Origin of the sequence: Sphingomonas sandaracina (genome assembly GCF_036663695.1) — a bacterium.
In the GTDB taxonomy this organism is placed as follows: domain Bacteria; phylum Pseudomonadota; class Alphaproteobacteria; order Sphingomonadales; family Sphingomonadaceae; genus Sphingomonas.
In genome coordinates, this window is sequence record NZ_JAXOJK010000002.1 from 372632 (window position 1) to 392874 (window position 20243).

Genomic DNA, 20243 nt, shown 5'->3' on the forward strand with positions numbered 1-20243 from the left:
GCAACTCAGACGTGACGAACCCACCCACACCCGCTATCCGCACCGCATGATAAAGCGCGCACTCCCCGTCACCCGCGAGGCGGATTTCTCCGCCTGGTACCAGGCCGTCATCTCCGAGGCGGACCTCGCCGAGGAATCCGGCGTCCGCGGCTGCATGGTCATTCGGCCTTGGGGCTATGGCATCTGGGAGCGGATCCAGCGCTTGCTCGACGACCGGATCAAGGCGACTGGGCACGAGAATTGCTATTTCCCGCTCTTCATCCCGCTCTCGTACTTTGAGAAAGAGGCCGAGCACGTCGACGGGTTCGCCAAGGAAATGGCGGTCGTCACGCACCACCGGCTGAAGGCCGACGGCTATGGCCGGCTCGTGCCCGATCCCGACGCGAAGCTGGAGGAACCTTTGGTCGTGCGCCCCACGTCCGAGATGGTCATCGGTGCGGCGTTCGCGCGCTGGGTCCAGTCGTGGCGCGATCTGCCCGTGCTCATCAATCAATGGGCCAACGTCGTCCGCTGGGAAATGCGCACCCGCATGTTCCTGCGCACGAGCGAGTTCCTCTGGCAGGAAGGCCACACCGCGCACGCCACCGCGCAAGAGGCGCGCGACGAGACGCTCAAGATGCTCGAAGTCTATCGCGATTTCGCGGAGGAATGCCTTGGCGTCCACGTCATCGCCGGCGAGAAGCCCGAGAACGAGCGCTTCCCCGGCGCCGTCGCGACCTATTCGATCGAGGCGATGATGCAGGACGGCAAGGCGCTCCAGGCGGGCACCTCGCACTTCCTCGGCACCAATTTCGCGTCGGCGCAGAACATCCGCTTCCAGAATGCCGGCGGCGAGTTCGAGCTGTGCAACACGACAAGCTGGGGCGTGTCTACGCGGATGATCGGCGCGGTCATCATGGTCCACGGCGACGACGACGGGCTGCGCGTGCCGCCGATGATCGCGCCGTGGCAGGTGGTGATCGTGCCGATGCTGCGCGATGTGCCCGAGGACGCGGCGATCGTCGACTATTGCAAGTCGCTCCAGGCGGAATTGGCGAAGCAGTCCGCGCTCGGCGAACCGGTGCGTGCGCTGCTCGACCTGAAACCCGCCAAGGCCGCGACCAAGCGCTGGGGCTGGGTCAAGAAGGGCGCGCCGATCGTGATCGAGGTCGGCGGGCGCGACATGGCCGGCGGCAACGTCACGGTGATCCGTCGCGACCGCCTCTACCGCGAGGACGGCAAGCTCGACAGCGTCGCCACGCCGCGCGACGCGTTCGTCGGCGAGGTCTCGGGCATGCTGCATGACGTGCAGGCGACGCTCCACGTCGAATCGATGAACCGCGTGAAGGGCAATATCGTCCCCGCCAACGACTTCGCCGCAGTCGAGGCGCACTTCGCGGACGGGGTGAAGAACCCCGGCTGGGTAGACGTCCGCTGGTCGAAGCCGACCGGGCCCGCACTCGATAAGGTGGTGGAGCGGTTGAAGGCGTTGAAGCTCACCATCCGCAACGCGCCGATGGGGCAGACCGGGTGTGACGATGGTCCCTGCGTATTCACCGGGGAACCGGCGGTGGAGCGGGTTCTGATCGGGCGGGCTTACTGACGTCCCTTCGTGATCCCGGACTTGACCCAGGACCCAGAGCTACGGTCGTATCGTTCGTGGCTCTGGATCCTGACTTTCGTCAGGATGACGGACGGCGAGTTGGGGCGCCGCTTGGACCTGACGACGCGTAGGCGGCCAGTGCCTACTGCCTCAGAACAACTCCCCCTGAGGCCCCCGCGGCGCGCGGAACAGGTCGCTCCGCAGGGCAACCCGCTGCTGGTTTAGCCCGTGTTTCGCGCACGCGATACGAAACCGAGTCCTGAGCAACTCCGCCCAAGGGCCTTGTCCCTGCATTCGCGTGAAGAAATTCGCGTCGTTATCCTTGCCGCCACGCAGCGATGCGATCGTTGCCATGACTTTGCCCGCGCGATCGGGAAAATGCTCGTCCAGCCACGCGCGAAACAGCGGTGCCACCTCGTGCGGCAACCGTACCGGGATGAAGAACGCGCGGGTCGCCCCGGCCTCGGCCGCGCGCGCGATCAGATGCTCGATCTCGTGATCCGTTATCGCCGGAATGACCGGTGCGATCGATACGTAGACCGGCACGCCTGCGTCCGCGAGCTTGCGTACCGCCGCCAGTCGCCGCTCCGGATGCGGCGCCCGCGGCTCGACGGTCGACGCCACCTTGGGATCGAGCGAGGTGATCGACATCGCCACCGCCGCCAGACCCTTCGCCGCCATCGGCGCCAGCAGGTCGATATCGCGTACCACCCGGTCGGACTTGGTCGTGATCGTCAGCGGGTGATCGGTCTCGCTAAGCACTTCGATGATGCCGCGCGTGATCCGCCAGTCGCTTTCGATCGGCTGGTACGGATCGGTGTTCGTCCCCAGCGCCATCGGCGCCACCGCATAGCCTGGCTTGCCAAGCTCGACCCGCAACAGCGCCGCGGCGGACGGCTTGGCAAACAACTTGCTCTCGAAATCAAGCCCCGGCGACAGGTCGTGAAACGCGTGGCTCGGCCGCGCGAAGCAATAGATGCAGCCATGCTCGCAGCCTCGATAGGGATTGATCGAGCGATCGAACGGCACGTCGGGCGACGCGTTGCGGCTGATGATGGTCCGCGGTGTCTCGACGGTCACCGTCGTGCGAAGCTTCGGCGCGATCCCGTCGATACCCTCGCGCATGTCGAGCCAATCGCCGTCCGCCTCGGTCTGTGGCAGGTTGAACCTTCGACTTTCGTCGTTGCGCGTTGCACCGCGAACCGGACGGGCCTGTTTCATTGGCTGAAACTAGGCACCGCCACGGAACATAGCAAGAACGATCTTAGAAGCGGACACCGATCCCGGCGACGACCTGGTGACGGCTGAAATCGAGGCTGGCCTTGTCGCTGCCGTCGACGACCTCATAGCCGTTATAGTCCGTGTAGACATATTCCAGCTTGCCGTAGAAATTCCGGCCAAACCCCGCCTGTACGCCTGCACCGGCATGGAAGCCGCCAAGGTTGTCCGAGACACGAAAATCGTCCTGGGGGAAGCTCGGGTCGGAATAGCCCAAACGGATCTGGCCGTTCGAATAGCCGCCCTTTATATACAGCAATGTCGTCGGATTGATCAGGAACCCGCCGCGTACGCCCGCGGTCAGGTTGCGGCCGGGCTTCAGGCAGGTATCGCCGCCTTCGCCGTCGGCGAAGCATTGCTCGGCGCTCGATCCGTCGATGCCGCCATACACGCCGAGCACGGTGCCGCCGTTGACGACCATATCGTAGCCGACTTCACCGCCATAGGTGACACCGCTCTTGCCCGCGCGCACGCTGGCCGAGTCCGTGGCCGTCTCGACGTTCAGTTCGGTGATGACGCGGTCATAGCCAATCCGTGGTTCGATCCGAAAACCGCTGACCGTTTCGGTCGTGTCATAGGTATCGCCACCCTCGTACGCGGATTGTGCCAATGCCGGCGTCGCAGGCAACAGTGCCACCACGGTAAGCAGGAAAAACTTGCGCATCATATCGACCCCAATCGATCCGTCCCCTCTGGCGGACCATCGACATCGGCTATGGCGTGCAATCGTTAGTCGTTCGGTTAACGTCGGCGATATGGATCCAATATCGATGCGACTGTCCCGGCTACGAGAAACCTCTCGCGAGCCGCAAGCTTAGCGCCTACGCCGGACCTATGACGGGACAGATCACCACGGTTGAACGCGCATTCGAACTGGCAAAATCCGGGGCATGTGCGTCGGTAAACGATCTTCGCCAGCGGCTACGGCGCGAAGGGTACGACGCGGTGCACCTGCACCTTCACGGCGCATCGATCAATCGGCAGCTTGTCGACCTGATCCACGCCGCCAAGGGGGCGTCTGCGCCGGAGTGAGCGCCTGTCTATTCCGGTAGCAGGTGCGACGGCAGCGGAGATACGGTTTCGCTGGAGGTTGTGAGGGCAGGGCGGAAGCGAGACCGGTTCATCCGACGCTAGGTTGGCGCAACCTGTAGACGCATCGCCGATGCCTCATGGGCCGATCCCTCCTGGGCCCATCGCTCATGGCCAGCGGTCGTATGGGGGATGGTGCGGGCGGGGGGACTCGAACCCCCACGGGCCAAGGCCCAACGGATTTTCATACCAGCTACGGTTTTCACCGCCGCCCGACCGGGCGTTTGTGGTCTGGACTATCCCTTCACCATGTCCCGGCCGGGCCGGGATACAGGTGCTGCCCGTCTAGTCTCTACACCTTCCCGAAATCGCTTTCGGGCTTGGCTCGGGATTCCCATTTCACAGGCTTCCCCGAATTTGAGCAGTTCTACGCCGTGGGTTTCCCCGCGGGCACTCAAGCATGTCTAAGTCCGGTGCGTCTACCATTCCGCCACGCCCGCATCCGAGCCGGTCTTTATGCGGCTTCGGTGCCGCCGCCAAGACCTCACACGTTGAGGCGGGCGCGCATTTCCTTGCCGGGCTTGAAATACGGCACGCGTTTGGCGTCGACGGCCACCACTTCGCCGGTGCGCGGATTGCGCCCGGTACGGGCATCGCGGGCCCGCGTCGAGAATGCACCGAACCCGCGCAGTTCGACGCGACCGTCGTTGGCGAGCCGCTTCGAGATTTCGTCGAAGAACGTGCTGACGATCAGTTCGACTTCGTTCGGTTGTAGGTCCGGATGCGCCTCGGCGATCTTCGAGACCAGTTCGGATCGGATCATTTCGATTTTCCGCTCATATGGCAGTTCTGCTTGTTGATACAAATCAACTTGCGAAGCGTTAGCACTAATCCGGGCTCAGTCAAAAACCAAAATGACTTGGACAAGAAAAAGCCCGGCATGTCGCGACATGCCGGGCCAAATCTTCGTTAAGCCGTTGAGCTTACTTCTTCTCGGCTTCCGTGCGGGCCTTGAGAGCCTCGCCCAGGATGTTGCCGAGGGTCGCGCCCGAGTCGGACGAACCATACTGCGCAACAGCCTGCTTCTCCTCGGAGATCTGCATAGCCTTGATCGAGAAGGTCGGCTTCTTCGAACGATCGAAGCCGGTGACCATCGCGTCGAACTTCTGGCCGACCTGGAAACGCTCCGGACGCTGCTCGTCGCGATCGCGACCCAGATCCGTGCGCTTGATGAAGCCGGTCGCGCCATCGTCGCCCTGCTGCACTTCGAGGCCCGCATCGCGGACTTCGAGAACGGTCACGGTGACGATCGCGTTCTTGTTCAGCTTGTCGCCTGCTGCTGCGATGCCGCCGGCCGAAGGCCCGCCGCGCTCGAGCTGCTTCATGCCGAGCGAGATGCGCTCCTTCTCGGCGTCGATGTCGAGCACGACGGCCTCGACGGTCTCACCCTTGCGATGCAGGTTGAGCGCGTCCTCGCCCGAAACACCCCATGCGATGTCGGACATGTGGACCATGCCGTCGACGTCGTTGTCGAGGCCGATGAACAGACCGAACTCGGTCGCGTTCTTGACTTCGCCTTCGACGGTCGAACCGATCGGATGAGCGGCAGCGAATGCCTCCCAAGGATTGGCCTGAGCCTGCTTGAGGCCGAGCGAGATGCGACGCTTCTCGGAGTCGACTTCGAGGACCATGACGTCGACTTCCTGCGAGGTCGACACGATCTTGCCCGGATGGACGTTCTTCTTGGTCCAGGACATTTCCGACACGTGGACGAGGCCTTCGATGCCCGCTTCCAGCTCGACGAACGCACCATATTCGGTGATGTTCGTGACGCGGCCGGTGAGCTTCGCGCCGACCGGGTACTTGACCATCGCGCCATCCCAGGGATCGCTCTCCAGCTGCTTCATGCCGAGGCTGATGCGCTGGGTATCCTTGTTGATGCGGATGATCTGCACCTTGACGGTGTCGCCGATGTTCAGGACTTCGCTCGGGTGACCGACGCGCTTGTAGCTGAGATCGGTGACGTGCAGCAGGCCATCGATGCCGCCGAGATCAACGAACGCACCGTAATCGGTGATGTTCTTGACGACGCCGTCGATGATCTGGCCCTCGGCCAGGCTGAGGATCAGGCCCGAACGCTGCTCTGCGCGCGTCTCTTCGAGAACGGCGCGACGCGACACGACGATGTTGCCGCGCTTGCGGTCCATCTTCAGGATCTGGAACGGCTGGGGGATATCCATCAGCGGGGTGACATCGCGCACGGGGCGGATATCGACCTGCGAACCGGGCAGGAACGCGACGGCGCCGTTCAGGTCGACGGTGAAGCCACCCTTCACGCGGCCGAAGATCACGCCTTCGACGCGGGTCGTCTTGGAGAATTCGGTTTCCAGCTTGTCCCATGCGGCTTCGCGACGGGCGCGATCGCGGCTGAGCATCGCTTCGCCGTGGACGTTCTCGACGCGGTCGACATAGACTTCGACTTCGTCGCCGACCTTGAGGTCAGCCTTCTGGCCCGGCGCTGCGAATTCGCGAAGCGGCACGCGGCCTTCCGACTTCAGACCGACGTCGATGACGGCCATGTCGTTCTCGATGCCGGTCACGGTGCCATGCACCACGCGGCCCTCGAAGCTGTCGGCGTCGCCGAGCGTTTCGTTCAGCATCGCCGCGAAATCGTCGCGGGTCGGCATTACCTGGGTTGCCATAGAATTCAGTAATCCTAGTCTGTTTCCGGCCAAGCGGTTGGGTCCGCTGGTCTTGGCCTTCGTTGCCGCGACGACCGAACGCCGGCGCAGCATCCGGACGGCACGAAGCTTGCGGAGGACGTAGACGCTGAATGCGAAAACGGCGCGTGAGACTCGTGGGTCTCCGCGCCTTCCTCCACGAGCATCGCTCGCCGGACGGTTCCGTATAGACGAAACCGGGTCTCGGAGCAAGTTCGCCGGGAGTGCGTTAGGGCCGCTTCACCACAGGAGCGAAGATTTGAACGAACGCGGCATTCTCGTGCTGGGCTGGGTCGCCACCGTGACGGCGATCGTGATGTACCTGTCGTACATCGACCAGATCATGCTGAACCTTTCAGGGCAGAAGGGATCGGTGGTCCAGCCGTTCGCGACGATGGTGAATTGCGCGCTGTGGGTGGGGTATGGGTTTCTGAAGGACAAGCGGGACTGGCCGATCGTCGTGGCGAATTTTCCGGGGGTGGTGTTTGGGGCGGTGGCGCTGGTTACTGCGCTTTAGGTCCACTGATCCCCCCTCCCTGGAAGGGAGGGGCAGGGGGTGGGTCGGCTTCCGCATAAACGATCGGGGGTGGCACAAGCTGGCCGACCCACCCCCAACCCCTCCCTTCCAGGGAGGGGAGCGAGAAGAAAGGTGCGTTCGCCCCCCGCTTCCATGTTCTCCCGCGAAGGCGGGAGCCCAGTCTGGGTCCCCGCCTTCGCGGGGAAACAATTTTAGGTGCGGTAGCTCACTCCCACAGAGCAACCACCCCGGCGGAGGCCGGGGCCCAATTGGGGGACGTTGCTGAGGGAGGGCCGCGCTTCGTTACTGCGGACGTTCCAATTGGGCCCCGGCCTTCGCCGGGGTGGGGCCAACAGGAATGGACGGAGGGCTTAAACCGAAGCCGCCTTCTTCACCCGCTGTGCCTCCACCAACGCCACCGCCCGCTGCACCGAAGCCTCGATCGACAGAAAACTAGTATCCAGCAAAGCAGCATCCGCCGCCATCACCAGCGGCGCGGTCGACCGCCCGCTATCCCGGGCATCCCGCGCGCGGATATCCGCCAGCACCCGATCCTTGCTCGCAGTCCCCCCTCGAGCCTGCAACTCGGCATGCCGCCGCTGCGCCCGAATATTCGGCGTAGCCTTCACGAACAGCTTCGCATCCGCATCCGGAGCGATCACCGTACCGATGTCGCGCCCGTCCAAAATCGCGCCACCCTCCTGCGCCGCAAACCGCTTCTGCCGGTGCAGCAACGCCGCCCGCACCAGCGGATGCGCCGACACAATCGACGCCAGCGCGCCGATATCGTCATCACGCAACGCCGGATCGCTCAACAGCGCATCGCTGAAGTCGCACGCCGCGACCGCGTCGGCCTCCGTCTCCGGATCGAGCCCCATCCGCGCCACGCTCAACGCGACCGCACGGTACAGCAGCCCGGTATCGAGATACGGAAGCGTGTAATGCTTGGCCAAGGCGCGCGCGATCGTACCCTTGCCCGATGCTGCCGGACCGTCGACTGCGATGATCATTCTTATTCCCCCCGTCCGGTCAGCGCATCGAGCGACCGGAAGAACACGGGATAGCTCGTCGCCACCGGCGATACATCATCGATCGTGATGGGCTGAACGGCGCCAAGTCCAGCCACCACCATGCTCATTGCGATGCGGTGGTCGAGTTTCGAGGCCACCCGAGCGCCGCCACGAATCGCCGCGCCGCCAGAGCCGGTGATCGCCATGCCGTCCTCATACTCTTCGCAATGCACCCCGCAGGCTTCGAGCGCGATCCGCATCGTCGTGATCCGGTCCGATTCCTTGACGCGCAACTCGTGTGCGCCGCGCGCTACGGTCGTGCCTGTCGCGAAGGCCGCTGCCACGAACAGCACCGGATATTCGTCGATCATGCTCGGCGAGAGATCGGCCGGCACCTCGATCGCAGTCAGCGGCGCGTGGCGAACGCGCAGGTCCGCAACCGGCTCGCCACCGACAGTGCGCGGGTCGAGCTCGGTAATATTTGCGCCCATCATCCGCAACGCCGTGATGATCCCGATCCGCGTCGGGTTCAGCCCGACGTTGCGCACCACGATATCCGACCCCGGCACGATCGACGCCGCGACCAGCCAGAACGCCGACGAAGACGGATCGCCCGGCACGACGATATCTTGGGGGCTCAGGTCCGCCTCGCCGGTAATGGAGATGATGCGGCCCTGGTTCGTCTCCTCGACGGTCAGCTTCGCGCCGAACCCGGTCAGCATCCGCTCGCTATGATCGCGCGTCGCGACCGGCTCGATCACGCGCGTGATCCCCGGCGTGTTGAGCCCCGCCAGCAAAATCGCCGACTTCACCTGCGCCGACGCGACCGGCAGCGTATATTCGATCGGCACCGCCGGGCACATCCCGCGCACCATCAACGGCAACCGCCCGCCCGGTGAAGACGTGATGTCCGCCCCCATCTGCGACAGCGGCTCGATCACGCGCCCCATCGGTCGCCCCGACAGCGACGCGTCGCCGGTGAAGGTGCAGGTGATCGGGTGGCTCGACACCAGCCCCATCAGCAGCCGCGTCGACGTTCCCGAATTGCCCATCTCCAGCGCGGTGTCGGGCTGGAGCAATCCACCGACCCCGACGCCGTCCACCACCCAGATACCGTCGTCCTGACGCTCGATCGTTGCGCCCATCGCGCGCATTGCGGCGGCGGTGGCGAGCACGTCCTCGCCCTCGAGCAGACCCTCGATCCGGCTGGTGCCGACCGCGAGGCTCGCGAACATCAGCGCGCGGTGGCTGATCGACTTGTCGCCGGGGACCGCGATCGAACCGGTCAAAGGACCGCGCGCGACGACGTCCATCGAAGTGGGGAGGGGGTGTGCCATGGGGCCGGGCTTTTGACAGTGGCCTTGCGCTATGGCAAGGCGCGCCCACTTTGCGAGGGTATCCCCCCGCAATCCATTCATCCGAAAGGTTCTATCGGCATGATCAAGCCGGAATGGGGCACGAAGCGTTCGTGCCCGAAATGCGCGACGCGTTTCTACGACCTCGAAAAAGCCGACCCCGTGACCTGCATCGAGTGCGGGTATGCGTGGGAGCCCGAGCCCATCCTGAAGTCGAAGCAGCCGCTGCCGTTCGAGGTCGCCAAGCCCGACACCAAGAAGCCCGACGCGGATCTCGAGGGTGACGAGGAAGAGGACATCGCCTCGATCACCGGCGAGGACGAAGAGCCATCGGCCGACGACGAAGTCGATCTCGGCGGCGACGACGACCTCGGCGTCGAGACGCCGCAGGACGAGCACGAGCGTTAATCGGAATAAATTTGGCAGGCGGCATTGACGCCGCTTGCCAACCCGGGCGGGTCCGGTTAGTGACCCGCCTCCCAACGGGAATGGGGCCGTAGCTCAGCTGGGAGAGCGTTCGCATGGCATGCGAAAGGTCAGGGGTTCGATCCCCCTCGGCTCCACCATTTCCGTTGATGACCGGTCTGCCGGCTGCCGACCAATCTTTATGATTTTATTCGATCGGTAGCGCGGTCCGGGATGCAGATCGCTACATCCTGGGTCCCCACAATCAGAACGCTGCGGACAGTCCCGCAAACGCGGTCACGCTGTCGCGATCGTCGCGCAATGCGTAGCCCGCCACGCCGGCGCGGAGCGACAACTGCCCCGCAACGTTGCTGTCCACGCCCATCGCATAGCTCATGTAGTTGCGGTCGGCGCGCTCCACCGTGCTCGTGAAGCTGATCGGGGCACCCGTCGGCGTCATCGTCAGCGTGCGGGGATCGTCGTCGAATTCGCGTTCGTAGCCGGCCCGCGCGAAGAAACGCACCGGCTCGCCCGGGACCGTTCGGACCACTGCGCCGAACCGGCCGGTGAGGCTCTTGATCTCCTGTTTGCCGAACGTCGCGGCCGTCGAAAGTCCGCCGGTCTCCGCATAGCCGGCGATGCGGACACGATCGTACTGCGCTGAAAGGTCGGGGCCGAATGCGATCCCGCCGAACGTGACGAGATCGAACGCGGCGGTGACGCGCCCCGCGACGTAATTGCCGTCGGTTTCGCCCTCGTGCGAACGGATCGCGGGCCCGAGCTGGACGGCGCGACGGATGCGGCGATAATCGATCTCGCCATAGGTTCCGTCGGCGAGCAGCCGCACTGGGCCGAGCTCGCCGCGCGCGTAGCCGCTGACCGACCAGGCGCGTGGCTTGTAGCTGCCGACTCCGGTCTTGAAGTCGCCGGTGCCGTCCGAATAGCCACCCGCGACGCCGACCCCCGAGGCATCGCCGATGGCAAGGTCTGCGCCCGCAGTGCCGGCGAACCCGCGCTCGGTGATTCCCACGCGCTGGGCGGAAGTGCCGCTCGCGTAATAATGATAGCCCGCGCTGCCGAATACCGACAGCGCCCGTCCGGTGCGCTGCGCGCCGCCACGCTCCGCTGCCTCGATAAGATCGCGTTGTCCGCGGAACATCGCCTGCGCCGCATAGCCGAGCCCGGCAATCTGGTCGGGCGCCTGGACAAGACTGGCCAGCGCCTGCCCCTGAATACGCTGGGTGATGCCGGCGGGATGGACGCTGTCGGCGAGGATATACGTCTCGTTGGCGTTCGGCGACACCAGCGTCTCGCGCGTGCAGGCGAGTGACGAAGGCACGGTACACGCCACGCCGGTGATGTTGGTGTAGCCATAGGTCGCGGGGCTGGCGACGAGTTCGCCGAACAGCCGGTCGGTATCGAAATACAGCGCGTTGACGTTCGCTGCCGACAGCGCCGCGGCATAGGTTCGGTTGAACAACTGGAGCCCGGCCGCGCCGCCGGTCTGGACGGCGAGCGTGACGATCCGCGTTGCGCCAGCGGTCTGGAGGCGGCCGACCTGCGTGGCGAGTTCGGTCGCCGCGGTGGTCAGGATTGCGGTGTTCGTGCTGCCGGCCGCCTGGAACGCGAAATAGTCGTTTCCGCCCCCCTGGATATAGACGAGGTCGCGCGGGCCGAAGGTGCCACCGGCGGCCAGGAAATTGCTGATCTGGGTCGCGACCGGGATCGACAGCGCATTCGCGGCGGTCACCCGCGCGCCACCGACCGCATAGTTGGTGCCGCCCTTGCCATAGACCGGATCCAATGCGAGCCCGAGCCGCGCAGCGAGGACTTCGGGTGCGACCGGATCCGGGTTGGTCGTGAAACTGCCCGCGTCGCGCGGCAGCCGGGGGTCGAGCGCCAGGTAATAGCCACCATCGGCGAGACTGTCGCCGAACACGACCATGCGGTTATAGGTTTCGCTGGTCGAGACGGTGCTCGCGTTAGTCGGCGTACCGGTGGTTTGCGCCTGCCCGGTACCGGCGGTGGCCAGTGCCGTCCCGATCAGCAACGCCGTCGCATAGGTCGTCTTCATGATACCCTCTCCCTCGCGGCAAAGGCTCATGGTCCTTCGCTCTATTGGGAGTGTCGGCGTGGTTTACGTCTGCGTCAATATACTGGCGCATAGGGTCTGCCGGATATCCTTCAGACGAACAGCCCAACCAGCATGTACGTGCCCGCACCGATCAGCCCCGCAGCAGGGAGTGTCAGGGTCCATGCCACGACGATATTGCTGGCGACGTTCCAGCGCACCGCGGACAAGCGCCGCGCTGCGCCGACACCGACGATCGAGCCAGTGATGGTGTGGGTCGACGAAACCGGGATGCCCCAGAAGGTCGCCGCGAACAACGTGATCGCGCCGCCGGTCTCCGCGCAGAACCCTTGCGCCGGTGTGAGCCGCGTGATCTTCGAGCCCATCGTGTGGACGATCCGCCAGCCGCCCGACAGCGTGCCGAGCGCCATCGCCGCCTGGCAGGAGAGGACGACCCAGAGCGGCACATGGAATTCGCCGCCGAGTAGGCCTTGCGAATAGAGCAGCACGGCGATGATCCCCATCGTCTTCTGCGCGTCGTTGCCGCCGTGGCCGAGCGAGTAGAGCGCGGCCGAGATCAGCTGGAGTTTCCGGAACCGCTTGTCGACGCCGAGTGGAGTGAGCTTCAGGCTGGTCCAGGCAACCGTCAGTACCAGCACGAGGGCTAGCATCAGGCCGATCGCGGGCGAGGCGAAGATCGCGACGACGGTCTTGATCACGCCGCTCCAGACGATCGCGCCGAAGCCGACCTTGGCGATGCCGGCACCCAGGAGCCCGCCGATCAGCGCGTGGCTGCTGCTCGACGGGATGCCGAGCACCCAGGTGATGACGTTCCACGCGATCGCCCCCATCAGCGCGGCGAAGATCACCTGCGCGTCGATGACGTGCGCCTGGACGATGCCGGTGCCGACGGTCTGCGCGACGTGAAGGCCGAAGACGGCGAACGCGATGAAGTTGAAGAACGCCGCCCAGAGCACGGCGTATTGGGGTTTCAGCACGCGTGTCGAGACGACCGTGGCGATCGAATTGGCCGCGTCGTGCAGCCCGTTCAGGAAGTCGAACAGCAGTGCGATGCCGATAAGGCCGATGAGGAGCGGGAGCGAGAGGATCATGCCGCCACTCCGGACGCGGTTGCTCCGATCGTCGTTGCTCGGCCACAGGCACTCCCCCGGCGAAGGCCGGGGTCCAAGTGGAGAGGTCGCAGTAACGGGGCGCGGTCCTTCGTCATTGCCGTCCCCCAACTGGGCCCCGGCCTTCGCCGGGGTGGCGCCTTGTTGGAGCATCGAGACTTACGCGACACCTCAAGCATGGTCGATGACCAGCCCCTGGATCTCGTTCGCGACGTCCTCGAAGCGGTCGACGATCTTCTCCAAGCTGCTGTAGATCTCACGGTTGACGATGAAGGTCATCGGGTCCGCGCTGATCTTCGACGCCTGGAACAGCGCGCGCAGGCCGGTGTCGTGGATGTCGTCGGCATGGCCCTCGATCTGGATCAGCCGGGCAGTCAGGTCATGCAGCCGGCCCGCGTTGGTGCCGAGCGAACGGAGGAGCGGGATCGCCTCGGCGGTAATCCGTGCGGCCTCGACGATGATGCCGGCCATGTCGCGCATCTCGGCCGAGAACTCGGTCACCTCGTACAGCGCGATCGCGTTGGCGGTGCCGTTCATCTGGTCGATCGCGTCGTCCATCACGCCGATCAGGTCGGTGATCGCGCTGCGGTCGAACGGCGTGACGAACACGCGGCGGACGTCCTGCAACACCTCGCGCGTGATATCGTCGGCCTCGTGCTCGCGCTTGACGATCTCGGCGATCTGGCCCTCGATCGAGCCTTCGCCGTGGAGCAGCCGTGCGAGCGCATCGGCGCCGGCGACTAGGGTCGCGGCATGCGCGTCGAACAGTTCGAAGAACCGTCCCTGCTTCGGCATCAGCGACTGGAACCAGCCCAGCATCGGAATTCTCCTTTTCGCGCTCGTGCGCACGACGGGTAAGATACGTTGCGCCAGCGACGCCGGGATCGGCGGCTCACGGAAAGCGGTGATCAGCGCCTTCAGGCCGGGCTCATTGACAGCCTCCGCCGCACGATCAAGCGTAAACCAGCGCGTTTCGCGTTGGTGACGTTCGGGCCAGTCCTCGACCTGCTCGACGAACGCGAGCGGGAACACGGTCACCACCATGTTGCGGTAGCGCCCGGTGCGGCGGCGTTTGCGGTAGGCGAATTGCCCAACCGGGGAGGGGCAGGGGATGCCGCGGATGCCGGCTTCCTCATACGCCTCCTGTGCCGCCGCCTCGTGGCTGGCGAGCCCGACGATCGGATTGCCCTTGGGGATCACCCAGCGGCCGGTATCGCGCGACGTGATCAGCATCACGCGCGCATGGCCTGCTTCGTCGATCACGTAGGGAAGCGCGCCGATCTGTTCGATGGTCCGGGTCCTCGCACCCGCAGAATCGCGGGGAAAGTCGGGAGCTTATACTGCGTATTTACGCAAGGATAGCGGTGCGGCGGAGGCTTTGAGGGCCATTACCGACGGCCTGTTTCTGTCCCATTGCCGGACGCCGCCAGCTTAACCACTTTTGCCACTGGTCGAACTGGTAAACGCCGCGTTAACGCTTCCATCATGACCAGACGCCTAGTCCTTACGAATGAAGCCGCCCGGCACCCGCTACGCCGTTCGCTGCCGCCGCCGGTAGTCGCGAGCGCCAAGAACGACGATCAGGACGTGAAGCTGTTCCTGCTCAGCTTCGCGGCATTCTTCACCTGTTTCTACAGCTTCATTTTCTGAGTCTGTCCGGCCTATTTCTCCGTTCGTGCTGAGCGAAGTCGAAGCACCTGGGTTCGGTACTCACGCTTCGACTTCGCTCCGGGCGAACGGAATGAAGCGCGCGCTTACTGCCTCAGCGTCGGCAAACACCCGATCGCGTCGTCGTCGCAGGCACGATGCAGTCTTTGCGCTAGCCAAGCCGACACGAGGCACATCGCCGCGACCAGAAACAGCATGTCCTGCGGGGTCACGCCCATCGCCGTGATGCCGATGACGAGGATGGACCCGATCGTCATCGCGCCCGAATTGACGACGTTGTTCGCCGCCACCGTGCGTGCGGTCTGGTCCTTCTCCACGGTCGTCGTCAGGAACGCGTAGAGCGGCACGACGAACATCCCGCCGGTGATTGCGATCGCCAGCAGCGTCGCCAGCACGGGGATCGCGCCAGGCTGGTGAATGAACCCGGCCCAGTCGTAAAACTGCCCGGCCGGCGCAGGCGTCCAGGTCCGCGCGAGGAACGAGAACAGCACGACGAAGCCGCCCATCGCGATCACCGACGCAGGCGAGAACTTCGCCGAGATGCGCCCACGCAGCATTGTGTTGATCACCACGGAACCGATCGCGACACCGACCGAAAACACTGCGATCACGAAGCTCGCGACGCGTTCGTCGGCGGTCAGCACGTTCTTCACGAGTGGCGGAAAGACGATGATCAGCACCGCGCCGATCGTCCAGAAAAAGCTGATCGCGACGATCGCGAGAAACAGACGCGGGATGTGAAGTGTCGCGCTGATCAATCGCCAGGACGCGGTGAACGGATTGTAGTCGAGCTTCAGCGGGGGGCCTTCGCGCGGCGCGGGCGGCACTTGTCGTCCGGCAAACCACCCGATCACTGCGACGATCAATACGCTCGCGGCGGCGCCCTCGATCGGGATCCAGCCCGCCGTCACGGTGCCCAGCAGGATTGCCAGATATGTCCCCGCCTCGACAAGCCCGGTGCCGCCGAGCACGTCGCAGGGCTTCAGATGCTGCGGAAGAATCGCGTATTTGATCGGGCCGAAGAACGTCGAATGCACGCCGAGGCACAGGACCGCGCCGAGCATCAGGCCGATCCCCAGCGACGGATGTCCGGCGCGCGCGACCATCAGTCCGGTCGCGCCCAGGATCATGATGCCGATCTCGACCGTTTTCACGATCCGGATGATCCGCGCCTTGTCGTGGCTGTCGGCCAATTGCCCGGCAAGCGCTGACAGCAGGAAGAACGGCAGGATGCCGAGTCCCGTCGCCAGCGCGTTGAAGTTCGCCTCCATCTTGGGATCGTTGAAGACCGCATAGGTGGCGAACAGGACCATCGAGGTCTTGAACAGATTGTCGTTGAAGGCGCCGAGAAACTGGGTGGTGAACAGGGGGAGGAAGCGACGTTGCTTCAGCAACCCAAGGGCATTGAGCATGACGGGAAATAGCCCTGATCGTTGCGAAAATACGATAAACCCTTAGCCCAGCGTCATCCGCGCGCCAACGCTTAAACCGGTTTCGCCTCGCGACCGACCGGTATAGAGGTGGCTGGTGCTAAGCTTGCCTAACCTCCTGACATTGTCGCGGATCGTCGCGGTGCCCCTGCTGGTCTGGTTCCTGTGGTGGCCCGACTGGGAGGCGGGCTACGGCATCGCCTTCGTGCTGTATTGCCTGATGGGCATCACGGACTATTTCGACGGCTATCTCGCGCGGTCGAGCGGTGCGGTGTCGCGGTTGGGCATTTTCCTCGATCCGATCGCGGACAAGATCATGGTTGCGGCCGTGATCCTGATCCTGGTCGGCACGCGCGATATTCCGGGCATCCACGTCATCGCCGCGCTGGTGATCCTGCTGCGCGAGATCGCGGTGTCGGGGCTGCGCGAGTTCCTGGCGCAGGTGCAGGTGTCCGTACCGGTATCGCAACTCGCCAAGTGGAAGACGACGCTGCAGCTGGTGTCGCTCGGCGGCATCATCCTTGGCGGCGCGGTACCCGACATGGTCTGGGTCCATACCGTCGGCATCGTCGCCCTGTGGGGTGCCGCCGTCCTGACGCTGATGACCGGATGGGACTATCTGCGCGTCGGCCTGAAGCACATGGACTGACTATGGCGATACGGATGGTGTATTTTGCCTGGGTGCGCGAGCGCATCGGCACCGGCGAGGAATCGGTCGAGCCGCCGGCCGAGGTGGTGACGGTCGCCGATCTCGTCGACTGGCTCGCCGATACGAGTGCCGCGCATGCGGGCGCGTTCGAGAACCGGTCGCGGTTGCGCGCGGCGATCGACCAGGATTTCGTGCCGCTCGATACGCCGATCGGTCGCGCGCAGGAAATCGCGATCTTTCCCCCGGTGACCGGCGGATGATTCACATCTCGGTCCAGCAATCGCCGATCGATATCGCGGCTGAGATGACGCGCGCGGAAGCAGCCGGGGCAGGCGCTGTCGCCACCTTCACCGGCCTCGTCCGAGCCGACGACGGTGTCGGTACGCTCGAACTCGAGCACTATCCGGGCGCTACCGAAGCGGCTTTGCTGAAGGTTGCCGAGGGCGCGATTGCCCGCTGGTCGCTGCATGCCGCGATCATCGTCCATAGGGTCGGACCGATGCATCCGGCGGAGCGGATCGTCTTCGTTGCGGCAACTGCGGCACATCGCGGCGCGGCATTGGAAGCCTGTGCGTATTTGATCGACCGGCTTAAGACCGACGCGCCGTTCTGGAAGCGTGAAACGCGTGGGGTCGAAGCTAATTGGGTCGAGGCGCGCGATCACGATCAAACCGCGGCTGCGCAATGGGATCAGCCGAGCCGCTGACTCGAGGCGTGTTCTCCGGCGAAAGCGGAGCCGGTCTGGATCCCCGCCAGCGCGGGGAAACATTAAGCGGGCCGCGACCTCACGGCGAGGTCGCGGCCCGCATTTCCATTACCCGAGCTTCGGAACGCTCATGCCGTTGGTGAGATGAACGATGCCGTTCGTCTCCTTGATGTCCGCCGTATCGACGAACGACTTGATCCCGGCGGTATCGGTGAGGGCGATGTTACCGTTGGTTTCGAGCGACGCGATCAGCGGCTGGCCCGCCAGCGTGGTCAGCGTTGCCTTGCCGCCGCCTGCAGTGATCTGTGCCTTGAGTTGATCCGCTGTCAGCGCTCCGGCGACGACGTGATATTTCAGGATCGTCGCGAGCGTCGGCGCCGATTCGGGCTTCAGCAGCGTATCCAGGGCACCCGCCGGCAGACGCGTGAACGCCTCGTCGCTCGGCGCGAACAGCGTGTACGGGCCAGGGCCGGCCAGCGTCGTCTGCAGCTTCGCAGCGGTCACCAGTTTGGCGAGAGTCGTACGGTTCGGCAGCGTCGGCAGGGCTGCGGCGATCGTCGTGGTGGCAGCGGCGGTCGAGGCTGGAGCAGCCGTCGTCGGTGCCGCCGTCGTCGGCGCCGTGGTCTGCGGAGCAGCAGGGGCAGCCGGAGCAGTCGTCTGCGCGGTTGCCCCGGCGGCGAGAAGCAGGCTCGATGCGGCTGCGATCATAAGGTTCGTCTTAACAGTCATTTGCAACTCCCGAAGTCATGGATGGGTGTGTGAAACTCGAACGGAAAACGTGGGCTGTACGGTCGTCGGACTCAATCATTTTGCCGACAAGTCGTCCCGTCGGCGCGATGAAACGAGCAGATTCCGACGTGGGTCAGCTCAATTTCGGTACGATCACCCCGTTTACGACATGAACGATGCCGTTCGATTGCCGCACGTCGGCGGTCTCGACATAGCTCTTGTTCCCATTGACGTCGGTCAGCGTAACGACGGCGCCGACCAGCGTCGCCGTGATCGGATCACCCTCGACCGTCGTCAGCGTCGCCGTACCGCCACCCGCCGCGATGCGTCGCCGCAAGTCGTCGGCAGTCACGACGCCCGGCACGACGTGATAGGTCAGCACCTTGGTGAGCGAAGCCTTGTTTTCGGGCTTCAGCAACGTGTCCACCATGCCGGGGGCGAGCCGCCCGAAGGCATCGTTGGTGGGCGCGAACACGGTGAACGGCCCAGGCCCCGACAAGGTCGGCACGAGCCCTGCGGCCTTCACGGCGGCGACCAGCGTCGACAGGTTCGGTGCGGCCGAGGCGTTGTCGACGATCGTCTGCGTCGCCATCATCGGCACGCCGCCCACGGTCGGATTGGCGACTGCGGGGGGGCCGTTGGGCACCGAGAGCGCGGGATTGACCGGCGTGGTGGACGGACTGGCGACATCGTCCTTCGATTTGCCACTGCACGCGGCCAGCGCGAGCGCACTCGTCATCAGCAGCAACGGAAGCGTCTTCGACATCGTTCTATCTCCAGCGGAAAGTGAGAATCATACGATCGAACGCCGAGTTGGTTGCGCATCCGTGCCAATCTCGCGCTCGGGTGATGTGGGGACACGGTTCGATGGCCCATAGCGGGGCAGGCCCCCAACCCCTTCCTTTCAGGGACGGGGGCAGAAGTAAGGGCGGGCTACGACTTGCGCCCTACTGCACGTCCGCCAATGCCTTCGCCATCAGTCGGAAGTCCTTCTCGCGCGGGCTGGCGCGCCGCCATACCAGTGCGATCCGCCGCACCGCATTGATCTCGTCGAGCGGCCGTGCCGTGATATTGGTGTTGTCGAGGATACCCGCCTTGATCGCCATCTCAGGGAGCATGGTGATGCCAAGCCCGTTGTCGACCATCTGCACGATGGTATGCAGCGACGTCCCCAGCATCGTCGCTTCCGCGCGCAGCTCGCGCCGGTTGCATGCGCCGAGCGCATGATCCTTCAGGCAATGCCCGTCTTCCAGCAGCAACAGCCGGGTTTCGTCGATCGCCGACGCGGGGATCGCGGGCAGCGCGGTCGGTTGCTCGCCCGAGGGATACGCGACGAACAGCCGATCCTCGAACAGCGTCTCCGACGTCACCTCTCCGCACGCATAGGGGAGGGCCAGCAGCACGCAGTCGGTCCGGCCATTGTGCAACCCCTCGCAGGCCGGCCCGCTCGGCTCCTCGCGCAGGAAGAGTTTCAGGTCGGGATAATCCTTGCGCAACCGTGGCAGGATCCTCGGCAGCATGAATGGCGCGATCGTCGGGATGACGCTCATCCGCATATCGCCCGACAGCGGTTGGCCGGCGGCACGCGCCATGTCGCCCAGTTCCTCCGCCTCGCGCAACACGCGGCGGGCCTTGTCGGCGATCGAATCGCCCAGCGGCGTGAACCGCACGACGCGCCGCGTACGCTCGACCAGCACCACGCCGATCAACGTTTCGAGCTCGCGCAGGCCTGCCGACAGGGTAGACTGGGTCACGAAACACGCTTCCGCGGCACGTCCGAAATGGCCGTGGTCCTTCAGCGCAACCAAATACTGCAGCTGTTTCAATGTGGGTAGGTAGGTCGCAGCCATTAATCGCCTCTATCGATCATCAGTTGATAAATAGAGCGTTGGATCGATTACACCAGCCCCCTTTATACTGCGCTGCACAACGAACGAACGGCTCAACCGTCGCGAATGAGGATG

21 protein-coding genes and 1 tRNA gene are annotated in these 20243 nt (G+C 64.7%); 9 read left to right on the plus strand and 13 right to left on the minus strand.

The genetic code is table 11. From position 1 onward, the window contains the following. The first annotated feature begins 46 nt into the window (after nucleotides 1-46). Nucleotides 47-1582 carry an aminoacyl--tRNA ligase-related protein gene (locus U1707_RS07045; protein ID WP_332799787.1) on the plus strand — a complete coding sequence of 512 codons (1536 nt, stop codon included), beginning with the start codon at nucleotides 47-49 and terminating at the stop codon, nucleotides 1580-1582. Between the two features lie 150 nt (nucleotides 1583-1732). Here U1707_RS07045 and U1707_RS07050 read toward each other — a convergent pair whose 3' ends face one another. Next, complete coding sequence (locus tag U1707_RS07050) at nucleotides 1733-2803, minus strand: PA0069 family radical SAM protein (protein WP_332799380.1); 1071 nt, start codon at nucleotides 2801-2803, stop codon at nucleotides 1733-1735. A 43-nt stretch (nucleotides 2804-2846) separates the two neighbouring features. Beyond that, entirely contained in the window at nucleotides 2847-3524 is a 678-nt protein-coding gene (locus U1707_RS07055; protein WP_332799381.1) for an outer membrane protein, read from the minus strand. Nucleotides 3525-3694: 170 nt separating this feature from the next. Between U1707_RS07055 and U1707_RS07060 the strand changes: the two genes are divergently transcribed. After that, nucleotides 3695-3892, plus strand: a complete 198-nt coding sequence (locus U1707_RS07060) for a hypothetical protein (protein ID WP_332799382.1) — start codon at nucleotides 3695-3697, stop codon at nucleotides 3890-3892. 541 nt (nucleotides 3893-4433) lie between these two features. Here U1707_RS07060 and ihfB read toward each other — a convergent pair. Further along, nucleotides 4434-4712 carry an integration host factor subunit beta gene (gene ihfB, locus U1707_RS07065; protein WP_131583316.1) on the minus strand — a complete coding sequence of 93 codons (279 nt, stop codon included), beginning with the start codon at nucleotides 4710-4712 and terminating at the stop codon, nucleotides 4434-4436. A gap of 160 nt (nucleotides 4713-4872) precedes the next feature. Beyond that, the gene (gene rpsA, locus U1707_RS07070) at nucleotides 4873-6591 is read right to left on the minus strand and encodes a 30S ribosomal protein S1 (RefSeq protein ID WP_055879635.1); all 1719 of its coding nucleotides are present in this window, start codon (nucleotides 6589-6591) and stop codon (nucleotides 4873-4875) included. A 277-nt stretch (nucleotides 6592-6868) separates the two neighbouring features. On the opposite strand from rpsA, the gene U1707_RS07075 reads away from it, so the two are divergent. After that, nucleotides 6869-7126 (plus strand): SemiSWEET family transporter, encoded by a 258-nt coding sequence (locus U1707_RS07075; RefSeq protein ID WP_133018745.1) that lies wholly within the window; start codon nucleotides 6869-6871, stop codon nucleotides 7124-7126. A gap of 371 nt (nucleotides 7127-7497) precedes the next feature. Here the strand turns inward: U1707_RS07075 and cmk are convergent, their stop codons facing one another. Together cmk and aroA are read right to left on the minus strand one after the other, a co-directional pair. Continuing rightward, nucleotides 7498-8136 carry a (d)CMP kinase gene (gene cmk / locus U1707_RS07080; RefSeq protein WP_332799383.1) on the minus strand — a complete coding sequence of 213 codons (639 nt, stop codon included), beginning with the start codon at nucleotides 8134-8136 and terminating at the stop codon, nucleotides 7498-7500. A 2-nt stretch (nucleotides 8137-8138) separates the two neighbouring features. Beyond that, complete coding sequence (gene aroA, locus U1707_RS07085; protein WP_332799384.1) at nucleotides 8139-9473, minus strand: 3-phosphoshikimate 1-carboxyvinyltransferase; 1335 nt, start codon at nucleotides 9471-9473, stop codon at nucleotides 8139-8141. 99 nt (nucleotides 9474-9572) lie between these two features. Between aroA and U1707_RS07090 the strand changes: the two genes are divergently transcribed. Together U1707_RS07090 and U1707_RS07095 are read left to right on the plus strand one after the other, a co-directional pair. After that, complete coding sequence (locus U1707_RS07090) at nucleotides 9573-9899, plus strand: TIGR02300 family protein (RefSeq protein ID WP_031395784.1); 327 nt, start codon at nucleotides 9573-9575, stop codon at nucleotides 9897-9899. Nucleotides 9900-9981: 82 nt separating this feature from the next. Further along, a tRNA-Ala gene (locus tag U1707_RS07095) sits at nucleotides 9982-10057 on the plus strand. 104 nt (nucleotides 10058-10161) lie between these two features. On the opposite strand, the gene U1707_RS07100 is transcribed toward U1707_RS07095, so the two are convergent. The 3 genes from U1707_RS07100 to U1707_RS07110 form a co-directional block, all read right to left on the minus strand. Beyond that, nucleotides 10162-11970 (minus strand): autotransporter domain-containing protein, encoded by a 1809-nt coding sequence (locus tag U1707_RS07100; protein ID WP_332799385.1) that lies wholly within the window; start codon nucleotides 11968-11970, stop codon nucleotides 10162-10164. A gap of 110 nt (nucleotides 11971-12080) precedes the next feature. Further along, a complete protein-coding gene (locus U1707_RS07105) occupies nucleotides 12081-13079 on the minus strand; it encodes an inorganic phosphate transporter (protein ID WP_332799386.1) in 999 nt (332 codons plus the stop codon). Nucleotides 13080-13268: 189 nt separating this feature from the next. Beyond that, nucleotides 13269-14387: a DUF47 family protein gene (locus tag U1707_RS07110; protein ID WP_332799788.1), complete on the minus strand. Its 1119-nt coding sequence runs from the start codon at nucleotides 14385-14387 to the stop codon at nucleotides 13269-13271. A 195-nt stretch (nucleotides 14388-14582) separates the two neighbouring features. Here U1707_RS07110 and U1707_RS07115 point away from each other — a divergent pair, with 195 nt between their 5' ends. Then, on the plus strand, nucleotides 14583-14747 hold the full coding sequence (locus U1707_RS07115; RefSeq protein WP_332799387.1) for a hypothetical protein: 165 nt from the start codon (nucleotides 14583-14585) through the stop codon (nucleotides 14745-14747). A gap of 104 nt (nucleotides 14748-14851) precedes the next feature. Here U1707_RS07115 and U1707_RS07120 read toward each other — a convergent pair whose 3' ends face one another. Further along, nucleotides 14852-16177: an MFS transporter gene (locus U1707_RS07120; protein ID WP_332799388.1), complete on the minus strand. Its 1326-nt coding sequence runs from the start codon at nucleotides 16175-16177 to the stop codon at nucleotides 14852-14854. Nucleotides 16178-16292: 115 nt separating this feature from the next. On the opposite strand from U1707_RS07120, the gene pgsA reads away from it, so the two are divergent. From pgsA to U1707_RS07135, 3 genes are read left to right on the plus strand one after another with little or no spacing between them, the layout of a single operon-like run. Beyond that, entirely contained in the window at nucleotides 16293-16844 is a 552-nt protein-coding gene (pgsA, locus tag U1707_RS07125) for a CDP-diacylglycerol--glycerol-3-phosphate 3-phosphatidyltransferase (RefSeq protein ID WP_332799389.1), read from the plus strand. Between the two features lie 2 nt (nucleotides 16845-16846). Next, nucleotides 16847-17104 (plus strand): molybdopterin converting factor subunit 1, encoded by a 258-nt coding sequence (gene moaD, locus U1707_RS07130; RefSeq protein WP_332799390.1) that lies wholly within the window; start codon nucleotides 16847-16849, stop codon nucleotides 17102-17104. Beyond that, the gene (locus U1707_RS07135; RefSeq protein WP_332799391.1) at nucleotides 17101-17550 is read left to right on the plus strand and encodes a molybdenum cofactor biosynthesis protein MoaE; all 450 of its coding nucleotides are present in this window, start codon (nucleotides 17101-17103) and stop codon (nucleotides 17548-17550) included. Before moaD ends, U1707_RS07135 begins: the two co-directional genes overlap by 4 nt. Nucleotides 17551-17658: 108 nt before the next feature. On the opposite strand, the gene U1707_RS07140 is transcribed toward U1707_RS07135, so the two are convergent. From U1707_RS07140 to U1707_RS07150, 3 genes are all read right to left on the minus strand, one after another. Then, complete coding sequence (locus tag U1707_RS07140) at nucleotides 17659-18279, minus strand: fasciclin domain-containing protein (RefSeq protein WP_332799392.1); 621 nt, start codon at nucleotides 18277-18279, stop codon at nucleotides 17659-17661. 133 nt (nucleotides 18280-18412) lie between these two features. After that, nucleotides 18413-19045 (minus strand): fasciclin domain-containing protein, encoded by a 633-nt coding sequence (locus U1707_RS07145; RefSeq protein ID WP_332799393.1) that lies wholly within the window; start codon nucleotides 19043-19045, stop codon nucleotides 18413-18415. 181 nt (nucleotides 19046-19226) lie between these two features. Further along, nucleotides 19227-20129 carry a hydrogen peroxide-inducible genes activator gene (locus U1707_RS07150; protein WP_332799394.1) on the minus strand — a complete coding sequence of 301 codons (903 nt, stop codon included), beginning with the start codon at nucleotides 20127-20129 and terminating at the stop codon, nucleotides 19227-19229. Nucleotides 20130-20243 lie beyond the last annotated feature (114 nt).